The 16842-nt window shown below is 60.6% G+C and carries 9 protein-coding genes; 7 read left to right on the top strand and 2 right to left on the bottom strand.

The annotated features are described in order from the left end of the window. Positions 1–8 precede the first annotated feature (8 nt). The 5 genes from cydB (at position 9) to HMPREF2779_RS01445 (ending at position 9841) form a co-directional block, all read left to right on the top strand. Positions 9–1079 carry a cytochrome d ubiquinol oxidase subunit II gene (gene cydB, locus HMPREF2779_RS01465; protein ID WP_049357651.1) on the top strand — a complete coding sequence of 357 codons (1071 nt, stop codon included), beginning with the start codon at positions 9–11 and terminating at the stop codon, positions 1077–1079. Positions 1080–1310: 231 nt separating this feature from the next. Beyond that, positions 1311–2264, top strand: a complete 954-nt coding sequence (locus HMPREF2779_RS01460) for a multidrug transporter (RefSeq protein WP_083303622.1) — start codon at positions 1311–1313, stop codon at positions 2262–2264. A 65-nt stretch (positions 2265–2329) separates the two neighbouring features. Next, a complete protein-coding gene (locus HMPREF2779_RS01455; protein WP_070687055.1) occupies positions 2330–3457 on the top strand; it encodes an efflux RND transporter periplasmic adaptor subunit in 1128 nt (375 codons plus the stop codon). 113 nt (positions 3458–3570) lie between these two features. Beyond that, positions 3571–5688 (top strand): ABC transporter ATP-binding protein/permease, encoded by a 2118-nt coding sequence (locus tag HMPREF2779_RS01450; protein ID WP_233992189.1) that lies wholly within the window; start codon positions 3571–3573, stop codon positions 5686–5688. A 178-nt stretch (positions 5689–5866) separates the two neighbouring features. Further along, the gene (locus HMPREF2779_RS01445; RefSeq protein WP_233992187.1) at positions 5867–9841 is read left to right on the top strand and encodes a thiol reductant ABC exporter subunit CydD/CydC; all 3975 of its coding nucleotides are present in this window, start codon (positions 5867–5869) and stop codon (positions 9839–9841) included. A gap of 193 nt (positions 9842–10034) precedes the next feature. Here HMPREF2779_RS01445 and HMPREF2779_RS01440 read toward each other — a convergent pair whose 3' ends face one another. Continuing rightward, entirely contained in the window at positions 10035–12560 is a 2526-nt protein-coding gene (locus HMPREF2779_RS01440) for a DNA gyrase/topoisomerase IV subunit A (RefSeq protein ID WP_105360641.1), read from the bottom strand. A 286-nt stretch (positions 12561–12846) separates the two neighbouring features. Between HMPREF2779_RS01440 and HMPREF2779_RS01435 the strand changes: the two genes are divergently transcribed. After that, on the top strand, positions 12847–13440 hold the full coding sequence (locus HMPREF2779_RS01435) for a DUF5998 family protein (protein ID WP_005506389.1): 594 nt from the start codon (positions 12847–12849) through the stop codon (positions 13438–13440). Between the two features lie 115 nt (positions 13441–13555). Further along, complete coding sequence (locus tag HMPREF2779_RS01430) at positions 13556–14821, top strand: alkaline phosphatase family protein (protein WP_070687047.1); 1266 nt, start codon at positions 13556–13558, stop codon at positions 14819–14821. A 377-nt stretch (positions 14822–15198) separates the two neighbouring features. Here HMPREF2779_RS01430 and merA read toward each other — a convergent pair whose 3' ends face one another. Beyond that, positions 15199–16839, bottom strand: coding sequence for a mercury(II) reductase (merA, locus tag HMPREF2779_RS01420; RefSeq protein WP_105360640.1), 1641 nt, complete (start codon positions 16837–16839; stop codon positions 15199–15201). Between the last annotated feature and the right edge of the window lie 3 nt (positions 16840–16842).

Raw genomic sequence — 16842 nt, 5'->3', positions numbered from 1 at the left:
GATTCACCATGAACTTTGATTTCAATATCTTTGCCGGTCAGCCTGGCCTGCCCACCCTCTGGTTTGTCGCCATTGGCGTCTTCCTCATCATGTACATGATTCTCGACGGTTTCGATCTGGGTGTCGGTATGCTGATGGGTTCCAAGTTCACCAAGAACGAGAAGGAACGCCGTCTGCTGCTGAACATCATCGGCCCCGTCTGGGACGGTAACGAGGTGTGGATTGTGTCCGGCGGTGCTGCTATCTTCGCAGCATTCCCCATCTGGTACGCAGCCCTCTTCTCGGCTCTGTATATCCCCCTGACCCTCGCGCTGGTCTTCCTGATTCTGCGCGTGGTCGCCATTGAATACCGCGGTAAGAAGAACGATGAGAAGTGGATCCGTAACTGGAACATCGCTCTGTCTGTTTCTTCCTTCTTCATCGCGTTGCTCGTCGGCGCTCTGCTCGGTCTGACCTCCATGGGTCTGCCCATCAACGAGAACGGCGACCGCGTCGGCGGCGCCTTCGCATGGGTCTCCCTGCCGGTTCTGCTCGGCGGTCTGGGCTTCGTTGGCTTCGCCCTGGTTCAGGGTCTTGCCTTCATCGCCCTGAAGACCGACGGTGATATCCGCGACCGTGCCCGCAACACCCTGGTACGCTGGGCTCCCGTCCTGCTGCTGCCGATCGTTGCATGGGTTCTGACTCTGGACTTCACCACCGGTAACGGCATCTCCTGGCTGTGCACCATCCTGGCTGTGGTTGCTGTTCTGATTGCTTGGATCTCCGCAAAGGGTGGCCGTGAGGGTCGCGCTTTCGCTGGTCTGTCCGTGTTCCTCGCATTCGGCGCTCTGGCAATCTTCACCGCAATGTACCCGAACGTTCTGCCCTCCACTCTGGACCCGGCATACTCGCTCACCATTGCGAACGCCTCCAGCTCCGAGTACACCCTGGGCGTTATGACCTTCGTGACCTGCCTTGGTCTGCCGGTCGTGTTCGTCTACCAGGCATGGACCTACTGGGTCTTCCGTAAGCGTCTGCACGTGGATCACATCCCCGAGGCTCACGACGCTACCGAACTGGCTGAACTGCCGACCAAGTAGCATGTAGCTGATTGAAGAATCCCCCTAATTTCTCTTCTGAGAAGTTCGGGGGATTTTTCTATGCCCCCAGAGGACTATTCCTACAGAGGATATTCCCGCAGAGGCTGCAGCTCTCGGCAGATGAGTGGGCGCGCAAAAATTTTTGGTGCACACCCCCCCGAAATTCGAGCGCGGCAAGGAGCAAAAAGTGTAATGTGGTGAGCAACTCACTCTTATGAAAGGTGTTCAACGATGAAGTCCCTCAACCGTAGCTCCACTGCATCCGCTCCTCGCACCGGAACTACCCCTCGCACCGGCACGCGCCGCCGCCTGCTCGCCACGGGTGCCCTGCTGGCCATCGGCGTGCTCCCGCTGAGCGCATGCTCGCTCTTCAACCCGCCGCTGGAACGCGACGAAAGCGTCCACGCCGTCTTCGACGCGGAGCAGGACATTGTGAAGATGCCCCTGGACGATTACCTCTACTACGAGCGCACCAACTACGAGTACATGGCATTGCAGATTGCCATGAAGCAGTGCTTCGCCGAACACGGGCAGAACTACACCATCCAGGCTCCCTATTCTGAAAGCGCACCCCGCGGTGATTTGGGACGAAAGTACGGTCCCTGGAACGTCGAGTACGCCCAGAAGTACGGTTTTCAGAAGCGAGACCCCAACAACGCAGCCGCCCCCATCTCCTATAACTCGGGGGAGAGCATGAGCCCCGAGGACAAGCTTCGCACCGAATGCTACCCCAAGGCCCGCGAGACCCTGGAGGCCGCGGTGCCCGAAGGCAAGAGGCCCGAGAATGAAGGGCAGTCCACATCCAGTCGTATCTCTACTGAGGCGGGTAACGCCGTTTACGGTAGCAAACTGCACCGCGAGCTCGAAGAGAAGTGGAAGCAGTGCGTCTCAGACCGCGGCCTCACCCCTCGCTCGGCAGGCTCCGTCGCCGAGGAAACCCCGCTGGCTGAGCAGCTGAGCAAGAACAACGGATTCAACGAGCCCGCCTCCGAAGAAGAGATTCGCATCGCCACCATCCAGGCCGAATGTAACCAGCAGGTCGGCATGAGCAAGCAGCTCTACGACCTGGAAGCTCAGTACCAGATGCCGCTCATCCGCAAGTACCAGTCACAGCTTGAGCAGGACCGCAAGGCAGAACGTGAGCGTGACGAGAAGTTCAAGCAGTACGTTATGGAGCACCAGTAAACCGGGACGCTGAAAGACAGCGCTAAGAAATAGGCAACGCTGACACAGTTTAGAAAGACACCGCCATGACCACTCACTCACAGAACCAAAACAGCGGTCACCGCTTTAGCGAGCGCATCGCCCGACCCCGCGTGCTCCTGCTGCTGGCAATCCTCGCCATCGGCTCGCTCATGCTGTCCTTCTACCTTGGCACCCGCTACGCCGCAACAGGCCCCGACCCGACCGTGCAAGCGAAAACCGTGATCCCGGTCTGGGCGAAGGTCGAAGAACGCACCGTCAGCGAGGGACTCGCCATTGCAGGAACCACCAAGGCGGGAGAGACCGCCCCGATTAGCGCGCGCACCAACGGTGAGCCGGTGCTCGTCTACCAGAACCAGAAGCCCGGTAACGTGCTCAAAGCCGGTGACTTCATCGGCATTATTGGTGCCGACCCCGTCTTCGTGCTGGAAGGGCCGCTGCCGCTGTACCGCGACCTCAACCTGGGCGATAACGGCGACGACGTGCTCGCCTTCCAGAAGGCACTGAACTCCGCCGGGTACGCCACCGCTCAGAGCGGCACCGTCACCGAAGACACCCTCGACGCCGTCACGCGCCTGCACCGCGCGCACCTGACCGGCGTGCCCAGCGAGGGGGTCACCAGCATTGCCCGAAGCAACTACGCGATTCTGCCCGCCGGTAGCCACACCGTCACCGCAGTTGCGGCAGTCGGCCAGCTCATCAGCGACGGCAACCCCATCGCGAGTGTAGAAACCAGCGAACCCTACGTGGAATCCAGCGTTGAACTCGCCGTCGCGAACAAGCTCAAGGTCGGTGATCGCATTAGCCTGCGTACCTCCACCGGCAGCGTGGAGGGCACCATCACCAGCATTGGTGAGCTGCAGAACGACCCCTCCAAGGGTGCGGCAAAGAGCGTGCGATTCAGCGCCGACGACCCGAGCAAGCTCACTCCGGGGCAGAGCGCATCCATCACCAGTAAGGGCAACACCTCAACCACCCTCGCCGTGCCGACTACCGCGGTACGCCAGGACTCCCAGGGCACCTACGTGCTCGTTGAAAAGGGCGGAAGCTCCACCTCGACCAGCAAGGACGCGCCCGCCACCGAACGAGTCAACGTTGAGGTCCTGCGCACCGCCGGCGGATACGCCGCAATCAACGCAAACCTCAGCACGGGACAGAAGGTGCTTGTCTCATGAGCCGCCGTAAGAGAACCCCAGACACAAGCCCAGGACGTGCGCCTACAATTGCGCCCAACGTAGCGTCCGCCGCTACACCTGCCGCCGGGCTCGGTACCGCGCCCGCTATCGAAATGCACGGCATTACCCGTGTTTTCGAGGGGAGCGAACGAGCAGTCCTCGACCACCTCGACCTGGTGGTCGAACGCGGCGAATTCCTCGCCATTATTGGTCCGTCGGGCTCCGGTAAATCCACCCTGCTCAACGCCATTGGTCTGCTCGACACTCCCACCAGCGGAACCTACAGCCTCTTCGGCAAAAACACGGAAGGACTCAGCGACAGAGAACGCGACGAAATGCGCCGAGATCACCTCGGCTTCATCTTCCAATCCTCAAACATGCTGCTGGACGAAACCAGCACGACCAACGCCTCCATGGGTCTGCGCGTGCAGGGCGTACCCTACAGCGAGCGCCTGCAACGCACCGAAGAAACCCTAGAATTTCTGGGGTTGAGCGACCGCGCCAGCATCCGCACCCGCTACCTCTCCGGCGGCGAGAAGCAGCGCTGCGCCATTGCTCGTGCCCTCGCCACGCGCCCGCCGCTGATTCTTGCCGACGAGCCCACCGGCAACCTGGACAGCCACAATAGCGCCAAGGTCATTGAGATTTTGCAGCGCATTAACGCGACCGGCTGTACCGTGCTGGTTATTACCCACGACCCGGAGGTTGCCGCCGCCGCCCGCCGTGTGATTCGCATTGAGGATGGACGGCTACACGAGCAGAGCCGCGCCGATTCCGCTACGGCACCGGTCGCTGAGGCTGTGCCGGTTGCAGGGGACACCCCGACGGAAGTCCCGGCAAGTGCCCCGGTAGATGCTCCCGCTAGCCTCGCACCGGGGGAGAAGCCCGCTACGCATCGCCGCGGAAGCTTCCTCACCGACGACAGCATCGAGGCAATCTCGGCGCTCACCTCACGACCGCTACGCACCCTGCTGCTGGGTCTGTCCTTCGCACTGGGCGTGGGCGGACTCATCAGCGCCTCCGGCATGAGCGAATCCGCCAGCTACCAGGTGAACCAGCGCCTGCTCGGATCCGAACAATCCACGCTCTACATCAGCGACAGGGACAATGACCAGAACATGCTCGGAACCTACCGGCAGGGCGAATCCGCGCAGAATGTTGCCGACCGCATTAGCGCACTGGACTACGTGAAGAACACCGGATTCGTCAGCAGCGTGGCACCCGCCGACGTGCGAATCACCCGATTCAGCCCCTACGAGGACGAACCCAAAACGGCGATTGGCCTCAGCTCCACCTCAAAGACCCGGCTCGAGCAAATCGGTGCCCGCATGAACCCCGAAACCCTGCGTGCGCTCGAACAGATGAACTCGACCCTCACCCAGCAGAACGTTGCCGACCGTGAACGCTCCGAGCAGCTCTCCGGCGCTATTGTCTCGGTCTCCGCTGCCCGTGCCCTCGGCATTATTCCCGAAGATAAGGCTGCAGATAACGCCACAACCGAGCCCCGCCCCGGCGAGCTACCCGCCGTCGAGTACGGCATTAAGCTCGGCGGACTGCCGCAGGTGGCACCCGGTGTGAGCATCTGGGTGGATGGTCAGCTGATGCCGGTCATCGGCCTCTTCGACCCCGGCAATAGCGGCTACGAATTTAGGAACACGGTCATTGTCTCGCCGGGCACACTTCAGCGCACCGGACGCGGCCAGGTGACCTACATTGCCGAAACCGAACGGGGCTACGGCAAGGCGGTCGCCAAGGCTATTCCGCTAACCCTCAAGCCCGCTGAACCCAGCCAGATCAACGTGGAAACCCCCTCCGACCTGCAGAGCCTGCGCGCGTCTATCGCCTCGGATCTGGGTCTGTACGTGGGTGTGCTCTCCGGTATTCTGCTGGTGCTCGCCTCCCTCTCGGCGGCAACCGCAATGTATCTGTCCGTGCAATCGCGCACCGCAGAGATCGCGCTGCGCCGCGCCATCGGATCGAGTAAATGGCTGATCGCCCGCATCTTCCTCATGGAAGGCGTCATGCTCGGCGTGCTCGGCGGCTCCATCGGCGCCTGCTCCGGCATGATTGCGACGATTATTCTTTCGCTCGTGCAGGGCTGGCAGGCGGTTCTCTCACCCGGATTCGTGGTGCTCGGCGTGGGCGTTGGCGCCCTTACCGGTCTGGTATCTTCGGCGTACCCGGCGTGGGTGGCGTCCCGCAAGAGCCCCGCCGATGCGATGCGCGGTTAGAACTAGTGCTGGGTGAGGACCAGCCAATTATCCGAAACTTGACTGGTCAAATAGGTATTGGATAGCCCACCCCTTAAACTGATGGGAGGTAAAAACAGCAGAAGACTAAGGACAACACGTGAGTCGAACGCACACACCGCGTCATGCTGACAAACATCAGAACACTGAGGCACCAGAGATGACCGAGGGAAAGCGCAACGACCGCGCTGACCGCCGCCCACCCCTGGGCCCTGACGCCCGTAAAACCCTCAGCACGTTCGGTGTCATCACCGCCGTGCACACCCTCGCGACGGTGCTTTTCAGCGCCGCCCTGGCTGTGATTATTGCCCGCGCGGCACACGCCGGTTTCGCCGCTGTTGCCGCCGAGCACGCGCGCCTCAAAGAGACCAGCGCCCCGGACGTGTACCGCGCCTACATTGAGTTCTCGGGCTCCGCGCAGGCACAGCTGGAGGCACACGGCGGCTGGTTGCTCGGCCTCGGCGAGCTCTTCGGTGACACAGACACCATTACCCCCGGCCTGATTGCGGTCGCCGTGGCTGCCCTGCTCGTCCGCTCGGGTACTGACTACCTGCTGGCTGTGAGCGCGCAGCGTGCCGCCTCCGGAGCGAAGTCTCAGATTCGTTCCGCCCTGCTCAAGCGTGTGCTCGCCACCGGTGGCGCAGACACCCCCGAAGGTACCGGCGCGACCGCTGTGCTGCTGTCCCGTGGCCTGAACGCTCTGGATGACTACTACACCAAGACCCTGACCGCGTTCGTGTCCACCGCGATTGTGCCGTTCATCCTCTGGGTTGTTGTGGCGGCCCTAGACTGGATGAGCGCCATGGTGCTTGCATGCACCCTGCCGCTTATTCCGGTGTTCATGATCCTGATTGGTAAGAACACCCGCGACGAAACCGCAGAAGCTCAGGCTGAACTGCACCGCCTCTCCGACCATATTCTGGAGCTGGTGCGCGGCCTGCCCGTCATTATCGGTCTGGGCCGTGAACGTGCACAGACCCGCTCCATGAACGCCCTCGGCCAGCGTTACCGTGAACGCACCATGCAGACTTTGCGTAGCGCCTTCATGTCTTCGCTTGCGCTGGAGCTCATCACCACCATTTCGGTGGCGTTGATCGCTGTGCTGATTGGTGTGCGCCTGGTCAACGGCACCCTGGGCCTGGACACCGCAATTCTCGTGCTGCTGCTGGCTCCCGAATGCTACCAGCCGCTGCGTGATGTGGGTGCCGCCTACCACCAGTCGGAGGACGGCGTTGCCGCCCTGCGTAGCGCCCAGAAGATTATTGATGCGCCCCTGCCCGCCGCCGCTGCGGACTCGAATGCGCAGGATTCGTCTGCACAGGATTCGGCAGCTCAGAAGGCTCAGCCTTCCACCATCGCTGTTGAGGACCTGTCGGTGAGCTACCCGGCGCGTCCTGCCGTGCTGACTAACCTGTCCCTGAACCTGGACCGTCGCGTTGGCACCGGCAACGGTGAGCGCGGTGCGGTTATCGGCGTGATGGGTGAGTCCGGTTGCGGTAAGTCCACCCTGCTGAACGTGTTCTCCGGTGCCGTGCGCGAGGGTCTGGTGCCCACCGGCTCGGAGGAGCCCGTACACCTGACCGGTAGCGTGACCGGTCTGGGAACCACCCTAGTTATTCCGCAGTCGCCGGTCTTCACCGCGCCGACCGTGCAGACCGAAATGGCTCTCTACGCACTCAGCGCTACCGAGGCTGAGCGTGAGCGTGCAGCCGCTCTGCTCGGTGAAGCGATGGACTCCAAGAAGCTGTCCGTCACCGATGCCGAGTCCGCGCTGCTGGTTGGCCCGCTGGCTCAGCTGGGCATGCAGAAGCTGACCGCCCTTGAACCCGGTGCCCTCAGTGCTGGTCAGGCGCGCCGCCTCGCCGTGGCACGCACCCTGGCTCGTGCCGAGGCTATCTACCGTGCCGGCGGTGAACAGACCATGCTGACGGTCCTGGTGGATGAGCCGACCGCGCACCTGGACGCCTACTCGGCATACCTGGTGACCCGCGCCCTGCACCGCCTGGCGGAGCTTGGCGCAACCGTGCTGATTGTGACCCACGAGCAGGAGCTCGCCGCTGGCTGCGATACCCTCGTTCGTGCCGTGCAGACCGCCCAGGGCTACACCTGGACTGCCGAGGCGAACACCGCCCGCGTTGCGGTTCCCGCGCAAGCCCCCGCGCACCTGCTCAAGGACAGGGAAGAGTACGAGGCTGAAAGCACCGCCCCGGCGGGCGCCTCCGCAGCTGCCGAGGCCGAGGAAGCCGAGCCTGCCGGCCTGTTCGCAAGCCTGCGCACCCTGAAGGAACTGACCGGTATCGGTGTTCGCGCCGCAACCGGCCCGGTGATCATGGCTGCGATTACTTCCCTGATGGCTGCGGCACTGACCGCGCTGTCCGGCTGGCTGATTGTTCGCGCCGCCGAGGGCCCGGCAATGATGTACCTGATGGTCGCCATTGTGGGTGTGCGTTTCTTCGGCCTGGGTCGTGCCTGCGCCCGCTACGCTGAGCGTCTGATGACCCATTCGAAGGTTCTTGCCGCCGCAAATATTCTGCGTCTGCGCGCCTGGGTTGGCGCATGGCAGAGCGTGAGCAGCGTTCGTGCCCTGCTGCGTGGTGACGCGCTGCTCGAACGCCTCGTGGGCGGTATTGATGAGCTGCGGGACGGCGTGCCGCGCGTTATTATTCCGCCGGCTGCGCACCTGCTGGTCATGATCGCGGCGCTGATTACGACCGCGTGCATTCTGCCGCAGGCTCTGATTCCGGTTCTGCTTGCCGTGCTGGTTAGCACTTTTGTGGCTCCGTGGATTGTGCTTCGCGCCGATGCCCGTGCGGAGGCGCTGGCTCGCCGCTCCACCGCGCAGATGCTGCGCCTGGGTGCCGGCATGCTCTCGGCGGCTGAGGACCTGCGCGCTAACGGCGTGGCAACCACCGCTGAGAAGGCTAACGGCGCTCTGGACGCCGAGAACCTGTCCGCCCTGCAGAAGGGCTCGACCGCTCAGGGCGTGGGCCGTACCCTCGTGACCCTGAGCTGGTTCGGTGCGGCTCTGGCGAGCGCAGTCATTGCGTACCCGCTGGCTGTTGACGGCACCGTGCGTGCCCCCGAAGCGGCGATTGTGGTGCTGCTGTGCACCGGCATGCTGGAAAGCTCCCTGGGCCATGTTGAGGCGGTCCGCTCCTGGCCCGCGTTCAGCCGCCTGCTCGCTACGATTGCCCCGAGCGTGCGCGACGTATCCCTGGAGGGTGTTGTTGCCACCTCGACCCTGAAGCGTTCCGTGCCGACCGAGGCTGAGGTGGACACCCACGTTCTGCCGCGTCGTGTTGAGCGTCTGCGTGCCCGCGCGGAGGCAGAGATGGAGGAGCTGCTGGAGGCTGACCGTCAGCGTGCCCAGCGTTTTGCCCGCCCCGAATCTGCGGCTGGTTCTAAGAGCGATACCCCGCGCCCGCCGAAGCCCGGCGAACCCACCCTGGTCAGCTGCGGTACCCCGCAGGAGCTTGGCGTGAAGGTCACCGACCCCGCCCTGAGCCTCCAGGACGCTGCCGCCCGCTGGCCCGGCATGGATCACCCGGTCTTCACCGACCTGAACATGAACGCCCGTGCGGGCTCCTGGACTGCGGTGACTGGCCCCTCCGGTTCCGGTAAGTCTACGGTGCTTGCAACCGTTCTGGGCTTCTTGCCGCTGGAGTCCGGCCGTGTGCTGGCTTCCGGTGAGGTCCTGGAGGATGAGCAGCTACGTGGCTACGCGGCGTGGTGCCCGCAGGCGGCTCACATTTTCGAGTCGACCCTTGAGGGTAACCTGATGCTGGCTCGTGACCGTTCGGATCGCCCGAGCGAGGAAGAGCTGATTGAGGTTCTGCGCCGTGTGGGTCTGGGCGAGTGGTTTGACGCTCTGCCTCAGGGCCTGCGCACCCCGGTGGGTGCTGGCGGCTCCTTCCTGTCGGGTGGTCAGCGTCAGCGTCTGGCGGTGGCTCGTGCCCTGCTGGTGAACTCGCCGGTGCTGCTGCTGGATGAGCCGACCGCGCACCTGGACGCTGAGTCTGCCCGCGCGCTGATGGCTGACTTGGATGCGGCGACCCGCTCCAGCTCCGTGGCTACGGTTCTGGTGTCGCACCGTCCTGAGGATATTGCCCGCTGCGATGAGGTGGTTCGCCTCTAAACGCCGCTGAGCGTAGCCACCACGGGCGAGATTGAACGCAAGAAACTGCGAGGAATGCCCCGGTACTTCGTGAAAGTACCGGGGCATTTCTGTGTGCAAAATTTTCTGGGCACATTGCTCTGCATGTTATATCTGCGCGGATTCCCCCAGGCTTCGTTAGCAACCTGAGGCCGAAAGGCCGTGAACGGCGCGCCTAGAAGAGCTTTTCACCCTCCGGGCTAACCGCCAGCGCAGCAGAAACAGCCGCATAGTTCGGTCCCACAATGCCGATGCTCTGAGTGAGCATCACACCGGAACCGTCACGGGCCCCGTGCTCGGTCGGCAGTGAACGAGCCACACCGCCGGAGGACGCCGCCTTCGCCGGGCCCACGCCCACCCACGCCAGAGCCAGCTGGCTCTCACCTGTGAGGAAGCGGTGCGCACGCACACCACCGGTCGCGCGGCCCTTCTGCGGGTACTCGCTCAGGGCGGTGACCTTGGCGCTCGCCAGGCCGTCCTTGCCGTTGGTGACGGTCACGACCTCCGCCGCGTCGCCGGGCGCGGTCACACCCAGGGCGATGAGGCGGTCACCGTCGGCAAGCTTGATGCCTGCGATACCGCCGCCGGTGCGTCCCTGCGGGCGGACCTTTGCCGCGTCGAAGGTCAGTAGCTTCGCGTCGCGGGTGACGAAGGTGAGCACCGCATCGTCGGTGGGGCAGGGGGCGGCGGCTACGATTTCGTCGCCGTCCTTGAGTTTCATGATGTCCCACTCGGTCTGGTTCAGCGGGTAATCCGGGTTCAGGCGCTTGATTACGCCGCCCGCGGTTGCCAGTGCCAGCACCGTGTTCAGCGGTACGAGGGCGACCAGCTTCTCACCCTTGGCGAGCTGAACCAGCTCGGCGGCCTTCACCGCCGACGCCATGGAGGGGGTACCGCCGTTCTCGTCTAGCACCGCAATGTCCATGACGGACAGACGCACCATGCGTCCTGCGGAGGTCACGGCACCGATCTCGCCGCGCGCGGTGGTCGGCACAATCGAGGTGAACACGTCGTGCTTGAAACGCTTGCCGGGATCCACGAGCGCCTCGCGGATGGGCTTGCCGGGGGTGCGTCCCATCATGCCGGATGCCGAAAGCAGCACCCAGCAGGGATCGTCCGCGATTTCGAGGGTGAGGCCCAGGCTCTTCTTCGCCTTGGACTGCGCGGTGACGGCCTCAATGGCGACCTGCATCTCGTCCTTGGTTTTGAGCTGGGTGCGGCGGTCGGTGCCGTAGCGTTCGGCGACCTCGGCGAGCTCCTCGGAGACCAGTTCGCGCAGCGCCGCATCGGAGCCAAGGATACGCTGCAATTCCGCGATTTCCTGCTGCAGGGTGTCGCGTTCTGCTTCCAACTCCAGGCGGGAGTACTTGGTGAGCTGGCGCAGGCGCAGCTCCAGAATGTGGTTCGCCTGCGTGTCGGTCAGGTCGAAGACGACCTTCAGCTTTTCGCGTGCCTGAGCGGTCTCATCAGACTCACGAATGATCTGGATGACCTCGTCAATGTCGAGGATCGCCACAAGCAGGCCCTCCACCAGGTGCAGGCGGTCGGTGCGCTTGCCCAAGCGGAATTCGGTGCGGCGGCGGACCACGTTCAGGCGGTGGTCAATGTACACGCGCATCAGGTCGAGCAGACCGAGGGTCTGCGGCTGACCGTCCACGAGCGCCACGTTGTTAATGCCGAAGGAATCCTCAAGCGGAGTGTGCTTGTAGAGGGCAGCGAGCACCGCCTCCGGGTTGAAGCCGTTCTTGATTTCGATGACGAGGCGCAGACCGTTGGTGCGGTCGGTCAGGTCGACCACGTCGGAGATGCCGGTGAGTTTCTTGGAGTTGACGCCGTCCTTGATCTTTTCGATGACTTTTTCGGGGCCGACCATGTACGGCAGTTCGGTGACAACGATGCCCTGCTTGCGGGGGCTGACCTGCTCGATGGAGACCTTCGCGCGGGTCTTGAAAGTGCCGCGGCCGGTTTCGTAAGCGTCACGGATACCTCCCAGACCCACGATGGTGCCGCCGGTAGGCAGGTCGGGGCCGGGGATGAACTTCATGATGTCTTTGAGGGTCGCCTCGGGGTGGGCGATGAGGTGGCGGGTACCGGCGATGACCTCGCGCAGGTTGTGCGGCGCCATGTTGGTCGCCATGCCGACCGCGATGCCGGTGGTGCCGTTGACGAGCAGGTTCGGGAACGCTGCGGGCAGCACGGAGGGCTGCATGAACTGGTTGTCGTAGTTCGGCACGAAGTCAACCACGTCTTCTTCGAGGTCCGCGGTGAGTGCCTGCGCAGCGGGTGCCATGCGTGCTTCGGTGTATCGGGCGGCTGCCGGGCCGTCGTCGAGGGAGCCGAAGTTACCGTGACCGTCAACGAGGGGCAGGCGCAGCGCGAAGGGCTGGGCGAGGCGCACCATCGCGTCGTAGATGGCGGCGTCGCCGTGCGGGTGGAGCTTACCCATGACCTCGCCGGTCACGCGGGCGCTCTTGACGTGGCCCTTGTCGGGGCGCAGACCCATCTGCTGCATCATGTAGAGGATGCGGCGCTGCACGGGCTTGAGGCCGTCGCGGGCGTCGGGGAGGGCGCGCGAATAAATCACCGAGTAGGAGTATTCCAGGAAGCTGGTTTCCATCTCGGCGGATACGTCGATGTCGACGATATTCTCTACCACATCCACCGGGTAGTCGCTGACGGCGGATTTGGATCGGCGAGCCATATATCTCCTCGTGTCGGTGTGTTTTCGCTCCTCCTATTTTAGCGGGTGGGAGTGGAGGAGACGGGCTGGCTGGTCAGCGTCATCTGTGGGGTGCGCCAAGCCGGTTACAGGGCAGTAACCGAAGCGTACCGGGGGAGCGCACGCCGTCATATGAGCCTGTATTAGCGTGGTCAAGTAGCACAGCCCGGCTGGAACCCTCTAAGGTAGATGGTAGTAATACCTAACCGCCTTCATCGTGTGCGCCGACCGACGTCGCCTCATGAGGGCACCGCACGAAAGAGGTACGATGTACGCCACCACCCCTGAACGCGAGCAACTGGTCGCAGATATTAAGCATGCCGGTTTCTACCCCGACCTCGTGCTGGAAGTGGTGGATGACGCGCTGGCGGGCATGAACCCGGACGCGCACTTCGTACAGCATGAAACCCACTTCTCACGCGATGATTTTCACCGCCACATCACCGTGATGGTGCTCTGCGGCGAGCACGTCATCTTTGCGCACCTGGACGACCAGCACCTTGAAGGTGACGCGCAGGGCACCGTGGCGCACGTGAGCGTGGAGGCGGTGCACCTGAGCGCCCTGAACGCGGTCACCATCAGCTACGGTTTCAGCCAGCCGCAGGCGTACAACGCCGGTAGCACCGCCCCGACTGAGATTTCCTTCCAGATTGCGTGGACCGGTTCGCTGCACATGGAGCTGGCTCCTGCCGGCTGCCAGGATCCGCAGTGCAATGCCGACCACGGCTTCACCGGCGATGCGCGCCGCGAGGATATTGCGGTGCGTGTTTCTGCGACTGCTGACGGCCCGGAGTCGGTTCAGCGTGCACAGCATTTTGCGCGGGCTCTGCACCGTGCCCGCATGTACGCAACCCGCCGATAAACACCACCGATAAGCACCGGTGGTAGCGCTCGCCGCACAATAACAGCCCGCGCAGTATAAATCCCGCGTGGTGCCCCGTACTTTCACACACCCGCCACACCCCTGAGAGGACCTTATGACGGTACAGACCACCCTGCACGATGTTCTGGGCGCGCCGTTGCCTCCCGCGCCCGCCTACGGCAGCAATAGCATCGCCGATGTGCTGGAGTCCGCCTCCTCTCTGGTGGCTCAGCGAAGCCTGGCGCGCCCCGCGCACGCCCTGGATTCCGACCCGGCGTTCAACTCTGTTGCCGACCCGCTGAACCTTGCCGGCCGCCTCGCGGAGCAGGATGTTGATCCGGCGTCGTTCCGTCACGCCTGCGTGATCATGGTGGACGGCCTGGGCGAGCAGCTGCTCAACAGCTACGGCGGCTACGCGCCCGCCCTGCGTAAGACCCTGAACCTGGGCCCGCTGGACGCCGCGTTCCCCACCACGACCGCCGCCTCCCTGACCTCGCTGGGCACCGGCACGGCACCCGGCGCGCACGGCATTGCAGGCTACGAGGTGCGCAACCCGGCTGGTAATGGGGGAGCGGGCTCGGTCATGAACCACCTGTCCGGCTGGGATCAGACGGTGGACCCGCACGCCTGGCAGCCGCTGCCGACCGTGCTGGAACGCCACCATACGAACCGCCGCGTGCTCACCATTTCGTTGGGTAAGTACCGCGGTACCGGCCTGACGGAGGCGGCGCTGCGCGGCGGCGACTTCGTGGATGCCGTCGGCTATAACGCCCGCGTCACCTACGCCTTGGAGGCGCTCTCCAGCCGCACCCCGACCACCGTGTACCTGTACTGGGGCGAGATTGACGCGGCGGGCCACCGCTACGGCGTGGGCAGCGACGAATGGCTGCAGCAGCTGGAGGAACTGAACTCGGCGCTGAAGCGTCTGGCGGAGCGCGCCCCCGCGTGGGCGGCACTCTTCGTGACCGCCGATCACGGCATGGTGAACGTGCCCGAGCACCAGCGCATCGACTACTCGGGCGTGGAGGAGCTGACCCGCAATATCGCCATGACCGCCGGTGAACCGCGCGCCGTGCACCTGTACCTGGAAGACACCTCGGAGGCGGCACGTACCGCCACCGCTCAGCGTTGGGCGCAGTACTGGGGCGAGCGCGCCTGGGTGATTGACTCTCGTGAGCTGATGCGTGCCGGCTACTTCGGCCCGGTCATCACGGATGCGGCGCGCGGCCGCATTGGCGACCTGATGGTGTGCGCTCGCGATGATTGGGCGCTGTACGATATGCGCCACTATCAGGAACGTGCCCTGCACATGGTTGGTCAGCACGGTTCGCTGACGGACGCTGAGCGTCTGGTGCCGTTGCGCATGCTCAAGACTTTCTAAAGCGCTGGAGGATAAACGAAAACCGCTGGTTATTCGGGTGAATAACCAGCGGTTTTCGTATGTCGGGTATTCGGATTTTATGGTGGAAAAGGGCTTATAAATCACCCTTCTCCAAATTCTTATGGTCCGACTGCTTCAACTTTAAACATCATATCGGTTTCATTTTCTTGTGGCGGTTCTATTGTTTTAATGTCTGGTAGGGATAATAAGTCTGACATATTATTCATCCTTTATTACTCTGCGGTGTTAAGGTATCAATTATAGATTTGATGTCGAAATCATCAGTGTTAAATTATTTTTGTGACCACAAATGCACTTAGAAAATCCCTTAAAGCATTAGCTGGTTCACTTGAATAGGGAGTTGTAAAAAAGTTCCCTTAGCCTGCACAACAAGATAATTTCGAAATATCTTTATCGAACGTAAGTGCAACTAATTTTAGCCCTTCAGCCATTGTTAAATATGGTGCTAGGGTTTCTGTTAAATCTTCTATCGTTAAGCCAAATTTAACAGCTAATGATGCTGCATAGATGACATCTCCTGCATTTTCAGATACAATATGAACCCCTAATACTTTTAGTGTTTCTGCATCTGCTACTAGTTTAAATACACCGGTTGTTTCACGGTTTACAATTGCTCTTGGAACAGCATCTAAAGGTAATACAGATGTCTTCACATCATACCCTTTCTCTTTTGCTTGTTCTTCTGTTAAACCAACCGTTGCAACCGTCGGATTCGTAAACGTAACAGCAGGAACTACCGATAAATCTATTTTTTTGTTTAATCCACCAATAGCATTATCAGCAATAATTCCACCTTCATAGGCTGCTACATATACAAATTGTGGTCCTAAAGTCACATCTCCTGCTGCATAAATCTTTTCATTACTTGTTTGACCAAAATCATTGATCAGGATTTCATTATTTTTTCCAGTTTCAACACCTGCTGCACTTAAATTTAAAGAATCCGTATTTGGTTTTCTTCCAGTGGCAACAAGTAACTGATCTGATTCAATGACTTCTCTACTGCCATTTACTGTTACGTAAACCCTTTTTATCTCTCCACTTTGTTCAACACGCTCAAAAGTTGCCCCTTTGACAAGGTTTATACCCTGTTCAATTAACGCTTTTTCAACTGACTCTGAAATCTCAGGATCATACTCCTTTAAAAGTCGCTCACTTCTTTGCATAAGCGTTATTTCTGAACCTAAATGATGAAATAGTTGTCCAAGCTCCATTCCAATGTATCCTGAACCAATTACAGTTAATCGTTTTGGTATTTTCTTTAACTCAAGAAGTGTTGTACTAGTTAAATAGTCCATTTTTTCAAGTCCTGAAATTTGGGGCAACGAAGGCGATGCACCTGTTGCAATTAAAAAGCGTTTTGCAGATAACTTTGTCCCATTGACCTCAACCGTACTAGCATCAACGAATTTTGCTTCACCTTTAATTAAATCAAAATTATATTCATCAATTAAATCCATATATTTTTGATTCCGAAGTTCGCTCACCAATTTATCCTTTTGCGTGATTAAACTAGCTAAATCCACTTCTCCAGCGGATGTTTGTAAACCTATAAACGGATTGTCTTTTGATAAATGATTGATTTCCCCTGCCCTAAGAAGAGTTTTTGACGGAACACAGCCAATATTCACACAGGTTCCCCCAACCGTTCCACGCTCAATCATTCCAACTTTTGCACCGTATTCTATAGCTTTAATTGCCGAAGAAAAGGCAGCAGCACCAGAACCAATAATAAGAAGGTCATAATTGTCTTCATTAATTAACGCCACGTTTTCTAGTGATGATACTTCTTCAATTTCTCCGGCTTGGTAATTTGCTTCATCAATCGCCTTTATTGCACTTTCAACCTCAATATCATCGGGCAGTTCAAATACTGCTTCACCACGACGATAACTAGACTCAATATTTTTAGCACCTATCTTTTCAAGTGCTGATTCTACGTGTTTTTCACAACCCGTACAAGTCATTCCTGAAATGTTTACCTTAAATTTATTCATAAA

Origin of the sequence: Rothia sp. HMSC069C03 (genome assembly GCF_001811075.1) — a bacterium.
Lineage (GTDB): Bacteria > Actinomycetota > Actinomycetes > Actinomycetales > Micrococcaceae > Rothia > Rothia mucilaginosa.
This window is presented reverse-complemented; position numbering and strand designations above follow the sequence as displayed.

Coding starts and splice junctions, on each gene's coding strand:
- HMPREF2779_RS01430 (WP_070687047.1), top strand. CDS start 13,556: ATGACGGTACAGACCACCCTGCACGATGTTCTGGGCGCGCCGTTGCCT.
- HMPREF2779_RS01455 (WP_070687055.1), top strand. CDS start 2,330: ATGACCACTCACTCACAGAACCAAAACAGCGGTCACCGCTTTAGCGAG.
- HMPREF2779_RS01460 (WP_083303622.1), top strand. CDS start 1,311: ATGAAGTCCCTCAACCGTAGCTCCACTGCATCCGCTCCTCGCACCGGA.
- merA (WP_105360640.1), bottom strand. CDS start 16,839: ATGAATAAATTTAAGGTAAACATTTCAGGAATGACTTGTACGGGTTGT.
- HMPREF2779_RS01435 (WP_005506389.1), top strand. CDS start 12,847: ATGTACGCCACCACCCCTGAACGCGAGCAACTGGTCGCAGATATTAAG.
- HMPREF2779_RS01445 (WP_233992187.1), top strand. CDS start 5,867: ATGACCGAGGGAAAGCGCAACGACCGCGCTGACCGCCGCCCACCCCTG.
- cydB (WP_049357651.1), top strand. CDS start 9: ATGAACTTTGATTTCAATATCTTTGCCGGTCAGCCTGGCCTGCCCACC.
- HMPREF2779_RS01450 (WP_233992189.1), top strand. CDS start 3,571: ATGCACGGCATTACCCGTGTTTTCGAGGGGAGCGAACGAGCAGTCCTC.
- HMPREF2779_RS01440 (WP_105360641.1), bottom strand. CDS start 12,560: ATGGCTCGCCGATCCAAATCCGCCGTCAGCGACTACCCGGTGGATGTG.